Raw genomic sequence first — 19353 nt, 5'->3', positions numbered from 1 at the left:
ATGCCCAGGCACATGCTGTCCCGTTTTTCCCGCGACACCAAGGGCTCGGTCACTGTCGAGGCGGTGATCATCCTGCCGCTGCTGGTCTGGTGGTTCGTGGCGAGCTACGCCTATTTCGACGCGTTCAACGAGCGGAACGTGAACCTCAAGGCGGCCTACGCGCTCAGCGATCTTCTCAGCCGCGAGATGGGCACGGTGGATGCGGACTATATGGAAGGGCTCGACGACGTCTTTCAATACATGACCGGCTCGTCCGACGGCGACAGCTATATCCGCGTCTCGCTGCTGAGATGCAGCGCGAACTGCGGCGCCGACGACACCGGCCGGGTGCTCTTTGCCGACTGGTCCTACGCCACCGGCGCGATCGAGGGCTATTCGACCGATACCAATGACAGCGACAACCTCGAATCGCGCGTCGGCGACCAGATTCCGATCATGCCGGCGGGCGACCGCGTGATCGTGGTCGAAACCTTCATGGACTACGAGTCGCCCTTTACGGGCGGCCTGTCCGACCGGGTCTACGACAATTTCATTGTCACGCGGCCCCGATTCGTGCCCAAGCTCGACTGGGACGATGGCGGCACCAGCTAGGGCGCGCGGCGTTCTGACAGGGCCAGCATCAGGATTTCGGACATCGCCTTGCCCTGTCCCGCCGCGGTGACGCCGCCGACGCCCACGTGCCGGCCCAGCCGCCACCAGACGCCCGGCGCCCAGGCCCGCGTGCCGGGGGTCTTGAGGCGCAGAACGAAGCCATTCGAAGGCTTCATTGCGAACATGCCCCGTTCCACCGCCTCGATATCGTCGAGCAGGGCCAGAACCCGGCCCTCGCTGTCGAAGAGGCCCTCATCGGTCAGCCGCAGATCGCGCGCGGTGGCGCGGTGCATCGCCACGCTCAGCCACAGCGCGCCGCCGCCCACCGCCAGCAGGAAGAGCTGGAGGCCGATGGCCGCCGACGGCGTGGAAAAGGCGACGTAAAGCGCGACGCCCGCCAACGCCAAGAGCATGGCCAGCCCGAAATAGCGCCGCGGGGCGGCCACGTTGAGCCGCGCCAGAACTTCCGACAAGGCGGGTCTCCTTCTGCCAGTCGCCCGCTTGACGGGCGCACGGACAATGCCCAAGCCGGGGCCCGGACGCAAGCCGCGCCGTGGCTCAGCCCCGCGCCGCGGCCAGCGCGGCGGGCAGCTCCTCGGCCAGCACCGCCAGCGCCTGCGCATCGCCCACCGAGACGCGGACACACCGGTCGAGAGGGGCCACGCCCGGCATGCGCACGAACACGTCGCGCGCGGTCAGCTCTTCCAGCACCCGGCGGGCCAGCGCGCCGTCGCCTCCGCAGTCGATGGTGACGAAATTGGTGGCCGAGGGCAGGGGGGTTAGCCCGTTGGCGCGGGCGATGCGGGCGATCTCCTGCCGCCCGCGCGCGACCTCGCCCTGCACATGGGCCAGCCATTCCTTGTCGCCCCACGCGGCCAGCGCCCCTGCCTGGCTGACGCGGCACATGCCGAAATGGTTGCGGATCTTGTGAAACGCCTCGATCAGCGGCGCCGCGCCGATGGCATAGCCCACCCGCGCGCCCGCCAGCCCCTGCGCCTTGGAAAAGGTGCGCATCCGGATGACCCGCGGGTCGGCGGGGTCGAGCGGCGGCGCGGTGCCCTCGGGCGCGAACTCGATATAGGCCTCGTCCAGCATCAACAGCGTGCCCGGCGGCACTGCATCGATCATCGCCTGCACGCGGCCTGCATCGTGCCATGTGCCCATCGGGTTGTCGGGGTTCGACAGGTAGACGATCTTGGCACCGGTCTCCGCCGCTTTCGCGATCAGAGCCTCGGGGTCCTCGTGGTCGCCCGCAAACGGCACCTTGTGCAGCACCCCGCCGAAGCCGGCCACGTGGTAGTTGAAGGTCGGATAGGCCCCCTCGGAGGTGACCACCGCATCGCCCGGCGCGACCAGGAGACGCACGAGATAACCCAGCAACCCGTCGATCCCTTCGCCGACCATGATCGTTTCGGGCGGCACGCCCAAATCGGCGGCCAGCACCGCGCGCAGGTCGTGGTTTTGCGCGTCGCCGTATTTCCACGCCTCGGCAGCGGCCTGCTGCATGGCGGCGATTGCCTTGGGCGAGGGGCCGAACAGGCTTTCATTGGCGCCAAGGCGGGCACGGAAAGGCCGCCCGCGGGCGCGTTCCTGGGTTTCCGGCCCCACGAAGGGCACCGAGGCGGGCAGGCTTTGGGCGAGGGGGGTCAGGCGCGGTCCGGTCATGGACGGAGCAAAACGCAAAAGCCCGGCCCCGGCAAGGGCGGGGCTTGCGGGCGCCGCCGCGCGCGATAGGGTCGGGCGACACCGCGAAAGGGGGCGAGATGCACACACCGAGCTATCTGACCACCGACACCGGCCGCAAGCTGGCCTATCACAAGACCGTCGGCGCCGGTCCCGGCGTGGTGTTTCTCGGCGGGTTCGCTTCCGACATGGAGGGAACCAAGGCACTGCACCTCGAGGGCTGGTCGCGGGCCGAAGGCCGGGCCTTTCTGCGCTTCGACTATTCGGGGCATGGCCAGTCCTCGGGCGGCTTCACCGAGGGCTGCATCGGCGACTGGGCGGCGGACGCGCAGGCCGCGCTGACGCAGCTGACCGAGGGGCCGCAGGTGCTGGTGGGCTCGTCCATGGGGGGCTGGATCGCGCTATTGCTGGCCCGCGCCATGCCGGAAAAGGTGGCGGGGCTCGTCGGTATCGCCGCGGCCCCCGATTTTACCGAGGATTCGATGTGGGCCGGGTTCGATGCGGACCAGCGCGCGGCGCTGGAGGCCGAGGGCCATGTCGCGCTGCCCTCGGACTACTCCGACGCGCCCTACATCATCACGCGGCGCCTGATCGAGGATGGGCGCGGGCACCTGGTGCTGCGCGCGCCGCTGCCGCTGCAAATGCCCGTGCGGCTCTTGCAGGGCACGGCCGATGCAGATGTCGATGTGTCGGTGGCGCTGCGCCTGCTCGATCATGCCGAGGGCGAGGATATCCGGCTGACCCTGGTCAAGGGCGCGGATCACCGGTTCTCGGCGCCGGAAAACCTGGACCTGGTCACGCAAACGCTTGCCTCAATAGTGCCGGCAACGGCCTGAGCGGCGCGGTGCAGGTTTGTCTCTTTTCGCACTGGCGCCAATGTGCGCGCCGCCTGCGTCATTTTAAAACAACGCCTTGCGATGCATCCTTCATGCTACGCCGGGGCGCTGCTTGCACGAATCGAATGTTCAGCGGATCGGGGCGCAATCGCCGCGCGGCCGTTGTAAAAATACGCGATCCGGCGCCGTCCGCCCGGCGCTGCGGCCGGGCGCGGGCGATCAGACGCTCCTCAGTCGCGGGGTGCGGCGCGGCCGGCCGGCATTGGCGTCGATGAAATCGAGCACGAGCGGGCGGATGTTGTTGCGCCAGCTCCGGCCGGCGAAGATGCCGTAGTGGCCCGCGCCGGGCTCGACATGGCTGGCTTTCTTTTCATCCGGCAGACCGGTCAGCAGGTCGAGCGCGGCGACGCACTGGCCGGGGGCCGAAATGTCGTCATCGGCGCCCTCTACGGTCTTGACCGCGACATCGGTAATCGCGGCGATATCCACCTTGTTGCCGTCCACGACAAAGGCGTTCTGCGCGATCTCGCGATTCTTGAATACCCGCTCGACGGTCGAGAGGTAGAACTCGGCCGTCATGTCCATCACCGCGAGATATTCGTCGTAAAAGCGGTTGTGCCTGTCGTGGTCGCCCGCCTCGCCCTTGGCGGCCTTGAGGATCTGCTCGGTAAAGGCCTGGCTGTGGCGCTCGCTGTTCATCGACATGAAAGAGGCGAGCTGCAAAAGCCCCGGATAGACCAGCCGGCCGACGCCCGCGTATTTGAACCCCACCCGCTGGATCACGAACTGTTCCAGCTGGCCCATGGTCACGCGCCGGCCGAAATCGGTCACGTCGGTGGCCGCGGCGTCGGGGTCGATGGGCCCGCCGATCAGCGTCAGCGACCGGGGCTGGGCCGAGGGGTCCTCTTCGGCCAGGTAGGCGGTTGCGGCCAGCGCCAGCGGCGCGGGCTGGCAGACCGCGATGACATGGGTATCGGGGCCCAGGTGGCGCAGGAAATCGACGAGGTAGAGCGTGTAATCCTCGACGTCGAACTTGCCGGCCGATACGGGGATGTCGCGCGCGTTGTGCCAGTCGGTGATGAACACCTCGCAATCGGGCAACAGGCTTGCCACGGTCGAGCGCAGAAGCGTGGCGTAGTGGCCCGACATCGGCGCCACCAGCAGCACGCGCCGTGCCTTTTCCGGCCGGCCATGCACCTTGAACTGGATCAGGTCTCCGAAGGGCCGTTTGACCAGATGCTCCACCGACACGATGTGATCACGGCCATCGGCGCCCACCACCGTCTGGATGTTCCAATCGGGCTTGGCCACCATCCGCGAAAAGGTGCGCTCGGTGATCTCGCCCCAGGCGGCAATGATCTGGAAAAAGGGGTTGGGCACAAGCCCGGTGATGGGATATGAGCCCAGCGCGAGGGCAGATGCGCCCAGCCACTGATTGGTGTTGCGGGCGCTTTCCATGAGATCATAGGTCGCCATGTACTTCATTCGCCACTCCTTTTTCACGCAGCGGGGCTGCGGCCCGGCGCTTTCGCCACTATACTCGAGAACATGGCGACTTCATGCTGCGCATGCGAAACTAGGGGGGATTTTCGGCCGTGACAACTGAGGAAGATGTGCCGGGCACCAATCTGGAACGCCTGAACGAGAATTTGTCCAAGATCGAAGAGCTATCCGAGAGGCTGGTCAACGCGCTTTCGAAGAAGCGCCAGATCGACCCCAACCTGCAGGGGCCTGGGCAGGATTTGTTCATGAAGGCGGCCGCCGCCTACGTCGCCGAAATGATGCAGAACCCCTCCAAGCTGATCGAACATCAGGTCTCTTACTGGGGCAAGGCGCTGAAGCACTACGTCGAGGCACAGCAGGCGCTGGCCAGCGGCAAGCTGCAGGCCCCGCCCGACAACACGCCGTCGGACCGGCGGTTTTCCAGCCCGCTTTGGCAGACCCATCCTTATTTCAATTATATCAAGCAACAATACATTATGAGCGCCGAGGCGGTCACCAAGGCGGCCGCCGAAATCGAGGGGCTGGAGCCGGCCGAACGCAGGCGCGTGGAATATTTCACGCGCCAGATCGTCGATATGTTTTCGCCGACCAATTTCCTGGGCACCAACCCCGAGGCGCTGTCGCGCGCGGTCGAGACCGATGGCCAGTCGCTGGTGCGCGGGCTGGAGAACCTGGTGCGCGACATCGAGGCCAACGAAGGCGAGATCCTGGTATCGCTCGCCGACAAGAAAGCCTTTCGCGTGGGCGAGAATCTGGCGACCAGCGAGGGTGCGGTGATCTACCGCAACCGGATGTTCGAACTGATCCAGTATGCGCCCACCACCGAGACCGTGCATGCCCAGCCGCTGATCATCTTCCCGCCCTGGATCAACAAGTTCTACATTCTCGACCTGAAAGAGAAGAATTCGCTGATCAAGTGGATCGTCGACCAGGGCTTCACGCTATTCGTGGTCTCCTGGGTCAACCCCGGCCCCGATTATGCCGATGTGGGCATGGATACCTATATCGAAGAGGGCTACTTCGAGGCGATCCGCGAGGTGAAGGCGATCACCGGGCAGGACAAGGTCAACGTGGTGGGCTATTGCATCGCCGGCACCACGCTGGCGCTGGCGCTGGGCCTGATGGCCAAGCGGGGCGATTCCTCGGTGCGATCGGCCACCTTCTTCACCACGCTCACCGATTTTTCCGACCAGGGCGAAGTCGGGGTGTTTCTCAACGACGATTTCATCGACGGGATCGAGCGCGAGGTCAAGCAGGAGGGCTATCTCAGCAGCTTCTTCATGTCGCGCACGTTTTCCTTCCTGCGCTCGAACGATCTGATCTATGGCCCCGCGATCCGCAGCTACATGATGGGCGAGTCGCCGCCGGCCTTCGACCTGCTCTTCTGGAACGGCGATTCGACCAACCTGCCGGCGCGCATGGTGGTGGAATACCTGCGCGGGCTTTGCCAGGAGGACCGTCTCGCGCGCGGCTGTTTCGAGATCTGCGGTGACACCCCCACGCTGAAGGACATCAAGATCCCGCTCTGCGCGGTCGCCTGCGAGAGCGACCATATCGCCGCCTGGCGGTCGAGCTTTAACGGGATCAAGCAGATGGGCAGCCGGGACAAGACCTTCATCCTGTCGGAATCGGGCCATATCGCGGGCATCGTGAACCCGCCCTGGAAGAAGAAATACGGCCATTACACGTCGGACGGCCCGCTGGACGAGCCCGGCGCGTGGAAAGAGGGCGCGACCTATAACGAGGGCTCGTGGTGGCCGCGCTGGGGCGCGTGGCTGAAACGGCGCTCGGGCAAGCAGGTGCCGGCGCGCGTTCCGGGCGATGCGGGACATCGGGTGCTGGCCCCCGCGCCGGGCACGTACGTTCTGCCTTCCGATCAAAGCTGACCGCCTCCAGCGCAAATTTTTATGCTGCGACGCAGCAAAAGGGGTTGAAATGCTGCGCTGCAGCATGTATTTCTCTTGCGTAATGAACAACGCGCGACGACACAGAGCGGTCGCGCCAGTCAGGAGAAATGAAAATGGCCAACCCGCAAGATTTCACCAAGATGATGCAAGACATGATGTCCTCGCTCCCGATGGACATGCACGCCATGCAGGACGCCTTCAAAACCTCGGCGGCCCTGGGTGAGAAGATGTCGAAAGTGGCGCTCGAAGCCGCTGAGAAGTCGACCGAGATCTCCTCGAAGTGGACCAAGGAAACCATCACCAAGATGGGCGCCCTGACCACCGTCAAGGAAGAGCCGACCGACTATTCCAAGGCGATGACCGACTTCGCCTCGGCCAGTGCCGAGATGACCGCCGAGAACATGGCCGCCTTCGCCGAGGTCGCCAAGAAGGTCCAGATGGAAACCGTCGAGCTGATGCTGGCCGCCGGCAAGGACTTCTCGGAAGACGCGACCGCCGCGATGAAGAAGGCCACCGACGAGGCCACCGCTGTTGCCAAGAAAGCCAGCGCCGCGGCGAAGTAAGCGACCCGATGAAATACTGCCGGCGTCCTCCCCGCCGGCGGGATTTCTGGGGCGGGCATCTTTTGCCCGCCCTTTCTTTTTGCGTCCGCAGCGCCTAAGCTCTGCTGCGCTGCAATATGCATGCTTATGCCGAGGGAGGCCCGCCCTGTGTCCGACGATCGACCGCCGCTGCTGATCAAGCGCTATGCCAGCCGCCGGCTTTATAACACCGAGACCAGCGACTACGTCACGCTCGAGGATATCGCGCGGTTCATCCGCGACGGGCGCGAGGTGCAGATCATCGACCTGAAAAGCGGCGACGACCTCACGCGCCAGTACCTGTTGCAGATCATCGCCGAGCACGAGAGCAAGGGCGAAAGCGTGCTGCCGATCGCGGTTCTGACCGACCTGGTGCGCAGCTACACGACCTCGGCCAATTCCATCGTTCCGCAATTCCTGGCCGCCAGCTTCGAGATGCTCCGCGACGGGCAGTCGAAGATGATGCAGAACATGGGCAAGATGAACCCGATGGCGGCGGTGCCGGGCTTCGAGGCGATGCAGGCCCAGCAAGAAGCGTTCCTCAAGGCGATGACCGGGGGCTGGGCACCTAGCTCGACTCCCGAGAAAGAGTCCGAAGAGGATCTCGCGGAGATCAAGCAGCAGCTTGCCGAGTTGCAGGACAAGCTTTCCAAAATTAACGAATAGGACGCCGCCCGGCTGGCGAGGCGCTCAGGCGACCTCGGCGAAGACCCGTTCGAGCGACGCCTCCAGCTTTTCGAACATCTCGTCCATCTGGGCTTCGGTCATGATGAAGGGCGGGCAAAGCACGATCGACTGGCCCAGCGGGCGGCAGATCAGACCGTGATCGGTACAGGCATTGGCGACGCGCTCGCTGACCGACAGCTCGGCGGGGAAGGGGGTCTTGGTCGCCTTGTCCGCCACGGCCTCAAGCGCGCCCATCAGCCCGCGTCCCCGCCATTCGCCGATATTGCGGTGCTCGGCCAGCCGCGCGAGCCCGGCCTCGAATTGCGGCGTCAGGGCGCGGACATTGTCGAGCAGCCCCTCGTTAAGGATCACGTCGATGGCTTTCAGCGCGATGGCGCAGCCCACCGGGTGGCCCGAGGCGGTAAAGCCGTGGGGGAATTCCTCGACCGCCTCCGAGGCCGCCTGCATCCGGTCGGCCAGGTCGGGCCCCAGGATCACCGCGCCCATCGGGAAGTAGCCCGCCGTCAGCGCCTTGGAGGCGACGATGGCGTCGGGCGTGAAATCGTAGCTCTCGCAGCCCCAGACCTCGCCGGTGCGCCCGAATCCGCAGATCACCTCGTCCGAGATCAGCGGGATGCCGTGGCGTTTCAGGATCGGCCCGATGGCCTGGAAATAGCCCTCCGGCGGCGGGATCACGCCGCCCGCGCCGATCACCGGCTCGGCGAAGAAGCCGGCGATGGTCTCGGCGCCTTCGCGTGCGATCACCTCTTCCAGTTCGTCCGCCAGCCGCGCGGTAAACGCCGCCTCGCTTTCGCCGGGTCCGCCCTCGCGCCAGTAATGCGGGCAGGTGAGATGCAGGAAGCCTGGCAGCGGCAGGCCGAAAAGCGCGTTGTAGGGCTTGCCGGTCATCGAGGCCGCAGCGACCGTCACCCCGTGATAGCCGTTCACCCGCGTCAGGATCTTGCGCCGCTCGGGGGCGCCCTCGGCGCGGCCCAGGAACCACAGCATCTTGACCAGCGTGTCGTTCGCCTCGGACCCGGAATTGGTGTAGAAGACGCGGCCGCGCGGAAACGGCGAGACCTCGACCAGTTTTTCGCTGAGCATCACGGTCTGGTCTGACATCCGCCCGAAAAAGGAATGATAGCCCGGAAAACGGTCGTATTGCGCCTTTGCGGCTTGGGCGAGGCCGGCGTGGTCGAACCCCGCGACCATGTTCCAAAGCCCCGAATTGGCGTCGAGATAGCGCCGGCCCTCGCTGTCGATCACGTAAGGCCCCTCGCCGCGGGTCAGAACCACGGTGCCGCGCTCGCGCACCGAGGGCAGGTCGGTGAAGCCGAAGAAACTGCTGGCTTCGGCGCGGGCGGGCCAACTCGTCGGGGCGGTGTCGGGCATCGCCGGTCCTTTCGCAATCGCGCGCGGGCCATGCCGGAGACGCGGTTTTGTGGGGGGCCAGCACAAAGAGGCGCGGCTGGTCGCTTGCGGCGGAGTGTGGCCGAGCGCGGCCTGCCCCGTCAATGCGATGCGGCGCCCACGGTCAGGTCGTCCAGAAGGTCGTGGCGTATCGGCTGCCCTTCTTTTCCCGCCCCTTCCAATGCTCGAACCGCTGGAAGGCCGGGCGCGCGTCGATCACATCCGCGTGGACCGGGTTCTCATAGACGATCCGCAGCCGGCGCGGATGCGCGGTGAGGCTTTCTTCGAGGTTTTCCAGCACCTGTTGCAGCGTTGCGGGTCCGAAGGCGTGAAATATGTAAACGACATTGGCCGTTTCGGGGCTGTATTCCTCGGCCGGCGCGTTGTGGAACCGGATGCGGTCGTCGCGGCGGCGGTAGCCGTCGAGGTTTTTCAGCGTGTCGCGGAACAGCGTCTCGTTGATCTCGACCCCCACGGCTTCGGCGGCACCGGACCAATGGGCGGCGAACACCGCCCGCCCGAGGCCGCTGCCGAGGTCGAGGAACCGGCAGGACTCATCCAGTTCTAGCCGCTTGAAAATCTCGAAGATCCGCCTGTAGCCGGTCGGGTTGTAATGGACCCGCCGGGTGGGGGACTCGCGGTCGCCCTCGCCGGGCATGTACCCGAACGTCCCGACCCCCAGCCGCTGGTCCCAGAATTCGTCGTAGGGGTGCATCACGCGGGTCTTCAGCCCGGTTCCCTTGAGTTTATCGATCCAAAGCATGGGGTGTCTTCAATACGCGCTGCGAAATGGCGGACCCGCGATGACCGCGCGTCCCATCGCAAGGTTAGGGCCGATTGCCCTCTGGCGCCAATCCCGAATGCGGGAGCGCGGGCACGCGCCGTGCGAAAGCCTGCGGTTTCCGTTGCCCCGGGGGGCTCAAGGCCGTAGCGTCGGTGCGGTCCCACATCGAAGGGCTTTATTGCCATGGTCCAGTCTGCCGGCCGTATCAGCCTTTGGGGGATCGAGGCGTTTCTCGCCGCCGCCGAGGAAGGCACGGTATCGGCCGCGGCCCGGCGGCTTCAGGCCAGCCCCTCGGCGATCAGCCAGCAGATCAGCGCGCTCGAGGCCGCCCTCGGCGCCACGCTGATGGACCGCGCCACCCGCCCGGTGATGCTGACGCCCGCGGGCGAGATGTTTCGCCAGCGCGCACGGGTGATCCTGACCGAGGCCCATCAGGCCCGCGCCGAGCTGGCCGCCGAGGACATGGCCGGGCTCACCCGGTTTCGCCTGGGCATGATCGAGGATTTCGAGGCCGACGTGACGCCGCGCCTGTTGGCGGGGATGGCCGAAGACCTGCGGCAATGCCAGTTCCAGCTTGTCACCGGGCCCAGCCACAGGCTGTTCGATCTGCTCGACACCCGCGCGCTCGACATGGTCGTGGCCGCCGACATGGGCGCCACGGCCGACTGGATGGAGGTGCATCCGCTGCTCAGCGAGCCCTTCGTCGCGGCGGTGCCGCGGGGCGCGGTCGACCCCGGGGGCGACGTGCTGGCCCAACTCAAGACGCTGCCGCTGATCCAGTACACCCTGCGCCACCTGATGGGCCGGCAAATCGCCGAGCACCTGGCGCGCCAGAACCTCACCCTTGCCCACCGGTTCGAGCTCGACAGCTATCCCGCGATCATGGCGATGGTGGCCGGTGGCGCCGGCTGGACCATCCTGACACCGCTGGGCTATCTGCACGCCCAGCGTTTCGGCGACGAGGTCGCGCTGATGCCGCTGCCCTTTGAGCCGTTGTCGCGCACGATCTCGCTCAGCGCGCGGCGGGGCGTGTTGCGCGACATGCCCGAGCGGGTGGCCGACCGGCTGCGCGGGCTGGTGCGCGCGGTCGTTGTCGATCCGTCGCTGGCGAGGCTGCCCTGGCTGGAAGGGCGGCTGAAGGTGCACGAACGGCCCTGAGGGTTTGCTGCGCCGCCGCGCGCCATCTGTTCGCACGTGCCGCGATGTGTTAGCCTTGAGTTCAATTGAACGTTCTGGGGGGGCGTCATGCGAAAGCTCATTCATTCTACCATTCTGGCCGGCGCGACCGTTCTTGGCCTTGGCGTTCCGGCCTCGGCCGTCACCATTTCCGTCATCGACTGGTCGACCAACCTGACGGGCAACACGGCGGATGTTTTCGCCGAGGGCTATGGCGCCCATATGCCCGGCGGCGCCAGTTGGAGCGGCCCCGACCCGCAGGTCGATGTGCCGCCCTCGACCGTGCCGCGCAGCTATCGGTCGCCCTTTGCCAATACCGGGATCGCCGACAGCAGGGATTTCTTCGCGGTCGGTGGCGTCAACGGCTCGAACGGCGCGCCGTCGCCCCAGACGCTGACCCTGGCCGGCAGCGGTGTCGGCTCCATCAGGCTGCTCTGGGGCTCGATCGACGTTTTCAATGAGATCATCTTCAACGGCACCGAGTCGGTGACCGGCGACGACGTGATGGAGGTCATCAACGCCGATCTCGAAGATCCCATCACGCCGGTCGGCGCGGGAACCTACAACACCGTCGCGCTGATCGAGTTCTCTCTGGACGAGGCCATCACCAGCCTGACCTTCCTGTCCGAGCGGGACCTGGACGTGCCCGGCGGACCCGACATGCCGGCGATGGAATTCGCCCTTGCCCCGGTGCCGCTGCCCGCCGCCGGGCTGATGCTGTTGGCCGGGCTCGGCGCGCTCGCCGCGTTGCGCCGAACGCGCAGCTGACACGGGCAAGAGCGATCGTGATGGCGGCGGCCCGAGGGGTCGCCGTTTGTCTTTCCGCCGCATCCGCGCAGGGGCCGGTTCGGGCTTGTACCGGTCTTCCGCGCTCGGATCTTTCCCGCCGTCCCGCGCCGCGCCTTACGCCACGGTTGCCGGATAGGCCCGAACTTGGCACGATGCGTTGTATGTCTTTGGTGCCATTCGTAAAGGTCCGTTCGGCCATGAGGTTTCAGGCAAGAATTCTCCGTATTTTCCGGCTCTTCCTTTTCGCGCTATGCGTCGGCTCTGCAGCTCCGTCGGTTGCGCAAGATCGTACGCCCTATCGGCTGAGCGTATCCGACGTGGTCGAGGTGCAGATCGTCGAGTTCAATGCCGAAGAGACGGTCAACCGCACATGGACGGCGCTGTCGCGCGAATACGTCATCGACACCGACGGCAATATCAGCATTGCCTTGCTGGGCTTCATCCCGGCGGCGGGCCGGACGCTGCCCGAGCTGACCGATGACGTGGCCCGCGCGCTGCAGGATCGCATCGGCCTGATCGAGGCGCCGGGCCTGTCGGTCAGCATCGTGCGCCACGGCCCGGTCTTCGTGCTGGGCGATGTCGCCGCGCCCGGCGCCTACGCCCTGACACCGGGCGCCCCGGCGGTACAGGCGCTCAGCCTCGCCGGCGGTCTGCTTGGCACGACCGATGCGCGCTACACGCTGACGCGCGACCATATCTCGTCGGCCTCGACCATCGCGTCGGCCCGTGACGAGCGTGCACGGCTGATCGCCCGCGAAGCGCGGCTGGCCGCCGAGTCGCAGGATGCCGAGGCGATGGCGCCGGTCGGTGCGCTCGACCACCCCGACGGACCCGAGGCCGAGGCCGCCATCCTCGCGGACGAGCGGCGTGCCTTCGAACTCGCGCAATCGCAGTTCCGCGAGGAAATGGCCGCCTTCGACCGGCTGGAAGAGCTGTTGAACGCCGAGGTCGCGGCCATCGAACGCAAGATCGCCACCCAGCGCGAGCGGATCGCCAGCGTCGATGCTGCGGCCGAGCGGCTCAACCGTCTCGACGAGCGCGGATTGGTGCGCTCCGACCAGATGCTGGCGATCCAGGCGACCCAGGCCAGCCTGGAAAACGGCCTGATCGACCTCGAACAGGCGCTGTTCGAAACCCGCACACGTATCGCCGAGGTCGAGCGCGACCGCCGCCAGACCCTCGCCGAACGGGAACGCCGGGCCATCGTGGCGCTGTCAGAGGTGCGCCAGCGGCTGCCGGTGCTTGAGGTCGCAATCGAAGAGGCCCGCGACAAGCGGCGCCTCGCCGGGCGCGAACTGGGCCAGTTGACCGGGCCGGAGCGTGAGGTGACGGTAACCTACCGGCTGATGCGCCGCAACGCGGATGGAGAGCTTATCGAGCGCGAGGCCGACGCGACAACCGAGATGATGCCGTCGGACGTTCTGACCGTCACGGTCGAGACCGACTAGCCCCCGCCGGGTCGGGGCCCTGCGTGCCTCAGCCCAGCCGTTTCGCCACGATCTCGTTCACCGCCTTGGGGTTGGCCTTGCCGCCGGTGGCCTTCATCACCTGGCCCACGAACCATCCGGCAAGCTTGGGGTTCTGCTTGGCCTTTTCCACCTGCGCGGGGTTTGCGGCGATGATCTCGTCGACCACCTTTTCGATTTCGCCGGTATCGGTCACCTGCTTCATACCGCGCGCCTCGACGATCTCGGCCGGGTCGCCGCCCTCGGTATAGACGATCTCGAACAGGTCCTTGGCGATCTTGCCGGAAATGTCGCCCTTGGCGATCAGATCGATGATGCCGCCCAGCTGCGCGGGGCTCACCGGGCTCTCGGTGATATCGTGCTCTTCCTTCTTGAGCCGGCCGAACAGTTCGTTGATCACCCAGTTGGCGGCCATCTTGCCGTCGCGGCCCGCGGCCACGGCCTCGAAATAGGCCGCCGAGTCGACATCGGCGGTCAGCACGCCCGCATCGTATTCGGTCAGCCCGAACTCGGTGACGAAACGTGCCTTCTTCTCATCGGGCAGTTCAGGCAGGCTGGCGGCGATGTCGTCCACCCATGCCTGTTCGATCTCCAGCGGCAAGAGGTCGGGGCAGGGGAAGTAGCGGTAATCATGCGCCTCTTCCTTCGAGCGCATCGACCGCGTTTCGCCCTTGTCCGGATCGTAGAGGCGGGTTTCCTGCACGACCTTTCCGCCATCCTCGACGATCGCGATCTGGCGCCGCGCCTCGTGCTCGATCGCGGCCTGGATAAAGCGCATCGAGTTCATGTTCTTGATCTCGCAGCGCGTGCCGAGATGCGAGAAATCGCCGGTCTCGCGGTATGTCTCGTAGGCGCCCGGCTTGCAGATGCTGACATTCACGTCCGCGCGCAGGTTGCCGTTCTGCATGTTGCCGTCGCAGGTGCCGAGATAACGCATGATCTGGCGCAGTTTGCCGACATAGGCCGCCGCCTCTTCGGGGCCGCGGATGTCGGGGCGGCTGACGATTTCCATCAGTGCCACGCCGGTGCGGTTGAGATCGACGAAGGACATATGCGGGTCCATGTCGTGGATCGACTTGCCGGCGTCCTGCTCGATATGGATGCGCTCGATCCGCACACGCCGCGCCACGCCCGGGCCCATGTCGACCAGCACCTCGCCCTCGCCCACGATCGGATGATAAAGCTGGCTGATCTGGTAGCCCTGCGGCAGGTCGGGGTAGAAATAATTCTTGCGGTCGAAGGCCGAGACCAGGTTGATCGCGGCCTTCAGCCCCAGCCCGGTGCGCACCGCCTGGGCCACGCAAAACTCGTTGATCACCGGCAACATGCCCGGCATCGCCGCATCGACGAAGGACACGTTGGAATTGGGCTCGGCGCCGAAGACGGTGGAGGCCCCGGAAAACAGCTTGGCCTTGCTGGCCACCTGGGCATGTACCTCCAGCCCGATCACAAGTTCCCAATCGGCCTTGGCGCCGGCGATCACCTTGGGTTTCGGGGTCTCAAAGGCAAGGTCGAGCATGGGGCAAACTCCGGTCCGGAACGAAGGGCGTTCTAGGCCAAGCCCGGCAGGGGGGCAAGGGCCGCGCGGCTTTCCGCCGACGCGCGCATCCCCGTGTTGCCCGCCGCGCCCGTTACCGACAGACTGCCCGCGAAAATCGAGGCTGCGCCGGAGAGACAGATGCGGGCGATGGTTCTGGCAGGGCTGGTGGCCCTCTTGGCGGGCTGTTCGGGCGGCAAAGATGCCGTGATGCGGGCCGATACCGCCGGTTTTTCCACCAGCAACGTGCGCCCGCCGATGCGCTGGGATCACCGCCCCGAGGCCGCGCGCTGGACCGAGGCCTCGCTCGCCGCGCTGCAGGGCCCCGGCGCGCCGCTCGTCGATCTGGTGCCCGCCGATATCACCGCGTGGTGCCCGGCCTACCCCGAGGCCGGTCCGGCCCAGCGCCGCGCCTTCTGGGCGGGCCTCTTCTCCGCGCTCGCCAAGCACGAAAGCACCTGGAATCCGGGTGCCGTGGGCGGCGGCGGGCGCTGGTTCGGACTGGTGCAGATCGCGCCTGCCACCGCGCGCGGCTATGGCTGCCAGGCGCGCTCGGGCGAAGACCTCAAGAACGGCACCCTCAACCTGTCCTGCGCCATCCGTATCGCCGCCCACACGGTGCCGCGCGACGGGGTGGTGGCGAAGGGTGGGCGCGGCATTGCCGCCGATTGGGGGCCGTTCCACAGCGCTGCCAAACGCACCGACATTGCCACCTGGACAGCCCAGCAAAGCTATTGCCGCCCGCGCTGACCCGCCCCGGTTCTTCTGGCTGAAAATATCCCCGCCGGAGGCCGGCCGCGCGCCCGCGCGCGGCAAAAAAAGGCGTCGCGCGTCAGCGCGTCCTTGTAACAGCCGGCCCGGGTCCGCTCAGGACATGCCCGCCAACGAACGTGCCCAGCTCGGCCGGCGCGTGCTCGCCACCAGGCTGACATCGGGGGCGTAGCGCCCGCCCAGCGCCAGCGTCGCCTGGCGCAGCATCTCGATGCCGTCTTCCGATTTCGAGGGCAGCGCGGCGGGCGAGATCGGTGCGCCCACGGTCATGCGGTAGGGCTGGCTGCCTTTGTTCAGGGTTTCGTGGAACAGCGTGATGTCGCGCAGCGTCGGGTGGATCAGGTCGAAGAAATAGAACAGCACCGAGTTGCGCGCGCGGATATTCACCGGGATCACCGGCAGGTCGAACTTGCGCGCGATCATCGCCGCCGAGGCCATCCAGGGCCGTTCGTGCAGCCGCAGCCCGCGCCGCTTGGCCAACCGCCCCGAGGGGAAGATCACACCCAGCCGCCCGGCGTCGATCGCCTTGCGGGTATAGGCCATGGTCTCGCGGGTCTTGCCGTGGCTGCGCTTGTCCTCGCGCCATTCGACGGGGGCGATCATCGCGTCCATCTGCGGCATCACGCGCAGGATGTCGCGGTTGGCGTAGAAAAAGAGATCGGGGCGCAGCTGGCCCAGAAGGCTCCACATCATGATGCCGTCGGCGATGCCGGTGGGGTGGTTGGACACAACCAGCGCCGGGCCCGAGCGGGGGATGTTGTCCAGCCCCGTCACCTCGACATCCTGCGCCAGCAGGCGGGCCATTTCGTCCATGATGGTGGAGGCGGGGTGGTCTTTCAGCACCTCGCCCAGCGCAATGGTGCGTGGATAGCCCAGCAAACCGGTCAAAACCCGGCGCGAGATATCGCTGACCGGGTTCTGGGCGAAAAGCCAGGGCGCACGCTCTTCGATGAGGGGGTCGATTCGATCCTGCATGCGCCTTGTCACCATTTCTTCATGACGATTCATTGACAGGAGACCCGATTCGCAGCGCTCTGGTCAAAGCAAATACCGTTTCATGCGGATCTTCGCCACTCTAACTCCCGCTGCCCAGGATGCGTCCGACCATCTCGCCCATGTCGCGGCTGAGCCCCGGCTTGGCGGCGATTCGCTCCAGCGCCGCGCGCATCCGGGCCTGCCGGCTGGCGTCGTACCGGCCCAGCGTTTCAAAGGCCGTCGACATCCGCGCCGCGGTCTGCGGGTTCACGTCGTCGAGCCGGATCAGCCAGTCCGCTACCAGCTCGTAAGACGCGCCCGAGGGGTCGTGAAAGCCCGCCGCGTTGGCTGAAAGCCCGCCGATCACCGCGCGAAAGCGGTTGGGCGTTTTCCAGTCGAAATCGGGGTGTTCGGTCAGCGCGCGCGCGGTGGCCGCGGCCCGCTGGGGCGGGGCGAGGCTCGTTTGCAAGGCAAACCACTTGTCCATCACCAGTCGGTCGGCCGACCAGCGGGCATAGAACGCTTCGATCTCCTCCTCGCCGCGCCCGATCTCCAGCAGCGTCGACAGCGCGCCGATGGTTTCGGTCATGTTGCCGGCCTCGGCATAGAGCCGCCGGGCCTCGTCGCCCGTGTCGAGCCGGGACAGATAGCCAAGCGCGGTCAGCCTGAGCGCCCGCCGCCCGGCATCCGACGCGCTGGGGGTGTAGGGGCCGGGGCAGGCCATCTCGCGGTAAAGCGCCGGCCATTGCTCGGCCAGGTGCCGGGCCACCGCCGCCTTCAGCTTTTCGCGCGCGGCGTGGATCTCCCAGGGGTCGGGCGTGATGCCCGAATTCGCCAGCGCCTGGGCCAGGTCGTCTTCGCTGGGCAGGCGCAGGGCAAGCGCCCGGAAGGCCGGGTCGAGCGTGTCGTCGCGCGCGACTGCGGCCAGCGCGTCCAGATAGGCAGGCCCCGGCGCCGCGTCCTCGGTCGTCATCTTCGCCAGCACCTCGCGGGCGAGCTGTCGGCCGGCCTCCCACTTGTTGAAGGCGTCGGTGTCGTGGGCCAGCAGAAAGGCGCGTTCCTCGGCGCTGGTTTCGCGCTCCAGGATCACCGGGGCGGAAAAACCGCGCAACAGCGAAGGCACGGGTTTGGCCGCCAGCCCTTCGAAGCTGAAGCTCTGTTTCGCCTCGGTCATCTCCAGCAGCGTGGTCGGCACCACCTCGTCGCCATTCGGGTTGAGCAGGCCCACGGCCACTGGGATCACCTGCGGCGCCTTCTCGGGCTGGCCAGGCGTGGGCGGCGTATGCTGTTCCAGGTGCAGGGTATAGCGGCCGTCCGCGTAGTCCTCGGCCACCTTCAGCCGGGGGGTTCCGGCCTGGGAATACCAGCGCCGGAACTGGGTCAGGTCGCGCCCGGTGACATCCTCGAAGACCTTCAGCCAGTCCTCGATGGTCGCCGCGTCCCCGTCGTGCCGGTCGAAATAGAGGTCAAGCGCCTTTCGATACCCCTCCGGCCCCACCAGCCGGCGCAGCATCCCGATCACCTCGGCGCCCTTCTCGTAGACGGTCGCGGTGTAGAAATTGTTGATCTCGACATAGCTTTCGGGCCGGACCGGATGGGCCAGCGGCCCGTTATCCTCGCGGAACTGGCGGGCGCGCAGTTGCAGCACGTCCTCGATGCGTTTTACCGCGTGGCTGCGCATGTCGCCCGAAAACTGCTGGTCGCGGAACACGGTCAGCCCCTCTTTCAGGCAGAGCTGGAACCAGTCGCGGCAGGTGATGCGGTTGCCCGTCCAGTTGTGGAAATACTCGTGCGCCACGATCCCCTCGATCAGGTCGAAGTCGCGGTCGGTCGCGGTCTCGGGGCTGGCAAGAACGTATTTGGAGTTGAAAATGTTCAACCCCTTGTTCTCCATCGCGCCCATGTTGAAGTCGTCGACGGCCACGATGTTGAAGACGTCCAGATCGTACTCTCGGCCATACGCGCTTTCGTCCCACCGCATCGACCGTTTCAGGGCGTCGAGCGCATAGCCCGCGCGCCCCTCGTCACCCGGACGAACCCAGACGTTGAGTTCGACCGGCCGCCCGGAGGCCGTGGTGAACCCTTCCGATACCGCGCGCAGATCGCCGGCCACCAGGGCGAACAGGTAGGCCGGTTTCGGCCAGGGGTCGTGCCATTCCGCCCAGCCCGCACCGCTGTCAGCCGGGTTGCCGTTCGACAGCAGCGCCGGCGCGTCGCCCTCGATGCGCACGGTGAAGGGGGCCATCACGTCGGGCCGGTCGGGGTAATAGCTGATCTTGCGAAACCCCTCGGCCTCGCATTGGGTGCAATACATGCCGTTGGAGATATAAAGCCCCTCCAGCGCGGTATTGGCCTCGGGCGAGATGTCCACCTCGGCCTCCCAGGTGAAGGGCGCGTCTGGCACGGCGCAGGTCAGGCCCTGGGGGGTGATTTTCGGCGTCACGTCCTGCCCGTCGATCCGTGCCGAGACCAGCGTCAACTCTTCGCCGTGCAGGAAAAAAGTCCGGTCCTGTGCCGCCGGGTTCGGGCGAAACGCGATGCGTGCGCTGACCCTTGTGGCCTTGGGGTCAAGGCGGAATGTCAGGTGCACGTCATCGACCAGATAGGCGGGCGGCGCGTATTCCTGCAGGTGGACCGGCTGGGGGGCGGCGTCTTTCATCGGCGGACTCCTCTGCTCG

General features: G+C 66.5%; 17 protein-coding genes. 9 read left to right on the top strand and 8 right to left on the bottom strand.

Features of this window, described 5'->3' with window-relative positions:
• Nucleotides 1-12 precede the first annotated feature (12 nt).
• Entirely contained in the window at nucleotides 13-591 is a 579-nt protein-coding gene (locus tag Ga0609869_RS01090) for a TadE/TadG family type IV pilus assembly protein (RefSeq protein ID WP_369022826.1), read from the top strand.
• Here the strand turns inward: Ga0609869_RS01090 and Ga0609869_RS01085 are convergent.
• Together Ga0609869_RS01085 and Ga0609869_RS01080 are read right to left on the bottom strand one after the other, a co-directional pair.
• Entirely contained in the window at nucleotides 588-1064 is a 477-nt protein-coding gene (locus Ga0609869_RS01085; RefSeq protein ID WP_125404310.1) for a hypothetical protein, read from the bottom strand. The genes Ga0609869_RS01090 and Ga0609869_RS01085 overlap by 4 nt on opposite strands.
• An 85-nt stretch (nucleotides 1065-1149) precedes the next feature.
• Nucleotides 1150-2256, bottom strand: a complete 1107-nt coding sequence (locus tag Ga0609869_RS01080) for a pyridoxal phosphate-dependent aminotransferase (protein ID WP_125404309.1) — start codon at nucleotides 2254-2256, stop codon at nucleotides 1150-1152.
• A gap of 98 nt (nucleotides 2257-2354) precedes the next feature.
• On the opposite strand from Ga0609869_RS01080, the gene Ga0609869_RS01075 reads away from it, so the two are divergent.
• Nucleotides 2355-3110 (top strand): alpha/beta fold hydrolase, encoded by a 756-nt coding sequence (locus Ga0609869_RS01075; protein ID WP_125404308.1) that lies wholly within the window; start codon nucleotides 2355-2357, stop codon nucleotides 3108-3110.
• 219 nt (nucleotides 3111-3329) lie between these two features.
• Here the strand turns inward: Ga0609869_RS01075 and phaZ are convergent, their stop codons facing one another.
• Nucleotides 3330-4595 (bottom strand): polyhydroxyalkanoate depolymerase, encoded by a 1266-nt coding sequence (gene phaZ, locus Ga0609869_RS01070; RefSeq protein ID WP_125404307.1) that lies wholly within the window; start codon nucleotides 4593-4595, stop codon nucleotides 3330-3332.
• Between the two features lie 110 nt (nucleotides 4596-4705).
• On the opposite strand from phaZ, the gene phaC reads away from it, so the two are divergent.
• The 3 genes from phaC (at nucleotide 4706) to phaR (ending at nucleotide 7767) form a co-directional block, all read left to right on the top strand.
• Nucleotides 4706-6499 (top strand): class I poly(R)-hydroxyalkanoic acid synthase, encoded by a 1794-nt coding sequence (gene phaC, locus Ga0609869_RS01065; protein ID WP_125404306.1) that lies wholly within the window; start codon nucleotides 4706-4708, stop codon nucleotides 6497-6499.
• A gap of 134 nt (nucleotides 6500-6633) precedes the next feature.
• The gene (locus Ga0609869_RS01060; RefSeq protein WP_125404305.1) at nucleotides 6634-7083 is read left to right on the top strand and encodes a phasin family protein; all 450 of its coding nucleotides are present in this window, start codon (nucleotides 6634-6636) and stop codon (nucleotides 7081-7083) included.
• Between the two features lie 147 nt (nucleotides 7084-7230).
• The gene (gene phaR, locus Ga0609869_RS01055) at nucleotides 7231-7767 is read left to right on the top strand and encodes a polyhydroxyalkanoate synthesis repressor PhaR (RefSeq protein ID WP_125404304.1); all 537 of its coding nucleotides are present in this window, start codon (nucleotides 7231-7233) and stop codon (nucleotides 7765-7767) included.
• 24 nt (nucleotides 7768-7791) lie between these two features.
• Here the strand turns inward: phaR and Ga0609869_RS01050 are convergent, their stop codons facing one another.
• Nucleotides 7792-9159, bottom strand: coding sequence for an aminotransferase (locus Ga0609869_RS01050; protein ID WP_125404303.1), 1368 nt, complete (start codon nucleotides 9157-9159; stop codon nucleotides 7792-7794).
• Nucleotides 9160-9301: 142 nt separating this feature from the next.
• Nucleotides 9302-9940 (bottom strand): class I SAM-dependent methyltransferase, encoded by a 639-nt coding sequence (locus tag Ga0609869_RS01045; protein ID WP_125404302.1) that lies wholly within the window; start codon nucleotides 9938-9940, stop codon nucleotides 9302-9304.
• A 204-nt stretch (nucleotides 9941-10144) separates the two neighbouring features.
• On the opposite strand from Ga0609869_RS01045, the gene Ga0609869_RS01040 reads away from it, so the two are divergent.
• The 3 genes from Ga0609869_RS01040 to Ga0609869_RS01030 all read left to right on the top strand — a co-directional run bounded on the left by Ga0609869_RS01040 (nucleotide 10145) and on the right by Ga0609869_RS01030 (nucleotide 13374).
• Entirely contained in the window at nucleotides 10145-11119 is a 975-nt protein-coding gene (locus tag Ga0609869_RS01040) for a LysR family transcriptional regulator (RefSeq protein ID WP_125404301.1), read from the top strand.
• A gap of 87 nt (nucleotides 11120-11206) precedes the next feature.
• Complete coding sequence (locus Ga0609869_RS01035) at nucleotides 11207-11905, top strand: VPLPA-CTERM sorting domain-containing protein (protein ID WP_245972198.1); 699 nt, start codon at nucleotides 11207-11209, stop codon at nucleotides 11903-11905.
• Between the two features lie 20 nt (nucleotides 11906-11925).
• Nucleotides 11926-13374 (top strand): polysaccharide biosynthesis/export family protein, encoded by a 1449-nt coding sequence (locus Ga0609869_RS01030; protein WP_125404300.1) that lies wholly within the window; start codon nucleotides 11926-11928, stop codon nucleotides 13372-13374.
• 28 nt (nucleotides 13375-13402) lie between these two features.
• Here the strand turns inward: Ga0609869_RS01030 and gatB are convergent, their stop codons facing one another.
• Entirely contained in the window at nucleotides 13403-14911 is a 1509-nt protein-coding gene (gene gatB / locus Ga0609869_RS01025; RefSeq protein ID WP_125404299.1) for an Asp-tRNA(Asn)/Glu-tRNA(Gln) amidotransferase subunit GatB, read from the bottom strand.
• A 159-nt stretch (nucleotides 14912-15070) separates the two neighbouring features.
• Here gatB and Ga0609869_RS01020 point away from each other — a divergent pair, with 159 nt between their 5' ends.
• The gene (locus tag Ga0609869_RS01020; RefSeq protein WP_125404298.1) at nucleotides 15071-15679 is read left to right on the top strand and encodes a transglycosylase SLT domain-containing protein; all 609 of its coding nucleotides are present in this window, start codon (nucleotides 15071-15073) and stop codon (nucleotides 15677-15679) included.
• A 117-nt stretch (nucleotides 15680-15796) separates the two neighbouring features.
• On the opposite strand, the gene Ga0609869_RS01015 is transcribed toward Ga0609869_RS01020, so the two are convergent.
• Nucleotides 15797-16675: a lysophospholipid acyltransferase family protein gene (locus Ga0609869_RS01015; protein ID WP_125404297.1), complete on the bottom strand. Its 879-nt coding sequence runs from the start codon at nucleotides 16673-16675 to the stop codon at nucleotides 15797-15799.
• Between the two features lie 100 nt (nucleotides 16676-16775).
• Nucleotides 16776-19334, bottom strand: a complete 2559-nt coding sequence (gene pepN / locus Ga0609869_RS01010) for an aminopeptidase N (protein WP_125404296.1) — start codon at nucleotides 19332-19334, stop codon at nucleotides 16776-16778.
• Between the last annotated feature and the right edge of the window lie 19 nt (nucleotides 19335-19353).

The organism is Rhodovulum iodosum (assembly GCF_041020385.1).
GTDB classification, from domain to species: Bacteria; Pseudomonadota; Alphaproteobacteria; order Rhodobacterales; family Rhodobacteraceae; genus Rhodovulum; species Rhodovulum iodosum.
This window is presented reverse-complemented; position numbering and strand designations above follow the sequence as displayed.

Excerpts from the sequence above, each read along its gene's own strand:
- Ga0609869_RS01040 (WP_125404301.1), top strand. The coding sequence starts at position 10,145 with ATGGTCCAGTCTGCCGGCCGTATCAGCCTTTGGGGGATCGAGGCGTTT.
- Ga0609869_RS01045 (WP_125404302.1), bottom strand. The coding sequence starts at position 9,940 with ATGCTTTGGATCGATAAACTCAAGGGAACCGGGCTGAAGACCCGCGTG.
- Ga0609869_RS01075 (WP_125404308.1), top strand. The coding sequence starts at position 2,355 with ATGCACACACCGAGCTATCTGACCACCGACACCGGCCGCAAGCTGGCC.
- Ga0609869_RS01020 (WP_125404298.1), top strand. The coding sequence starts at position 15,071 with ATGCGGGCGATGGTTCTGGCAGGGCTGGTGGCCCTCTTGGCGGGCTGT.
- Ga0609869_RS01060 (WP_125404305.1), top strand. The coding sequence starts at position 6,634 with ATGGCCAACCCGCAAGATTTCACCAAGATGATGCAAGACATGATGTCC.
- pepN (WP_125404296.1), bottom strand. The coding sequence starts at position 19,334 with ATGAAAGACGCCGCCCCCCAGCCGGTCCACCTGCAGGAATACGCGCCG.
- Ga0609869_RS01050 (WP_125404303.1), bottom strand. The coding sequence starts at position 9,159 with ATGCCCGACACCGCCCCGACGAGTTGGCCCGCCCGCGCCGAAGCCAGC.
- Ga0609869_RS01015 (WP_125404297.1), bottom strand. The coding sequence starts at position 16,675 with ATGCAGGATCGAATCGACCCCCTCATCGAAGAGCGTGCGCCCTGGCTT.
- Ga0609869_RS01030 (WP_125404300.1), top strand. The coding sequence starts at position 11,926 with ATGGCGGCGGCCCGAGGGGTCGCCGTTTGTCTTTCCGCCGCATCCGCG.
- Ga0609869_RS01035 (WP_245972198.1), top strand. The coding sequence starts at position 11,207 with ATGCGAAAGCTCATTCATTCTACCATTCTGGCCGGCGCGACCGTTCTT.
- gatB (WP_125404299.1), bottom strand. The coding sequence starts at position 14,911 with ATGCTCGACCTTGCCTTTGAGACCCCGAAACCCAAGGTGATCGCCGGC.
- phaZ (WP_125404307.1), bottom strand. The coding sequence starts at position 4,595 with ATGAAGTACATGGCGACCTATGATCTCATGGAAAGCGCCCGCAACACC.
- Ga0609869_RS01080 (WP_125404309.1), bottom strand. The coding sequence starts at position 2,256 with ATGACCGGACCGCGCCTGACCCCCCTCGCCCAAAGCCTGCCCGCCTCG.
- Ga0609869_RS01090 (WP_369022826.1), top strand. The coding sequence starts at position 13 with ATGCTGTCCCGTTTTTCCCGCGACACCAAGGGCTCGGTCACTGTCGAG.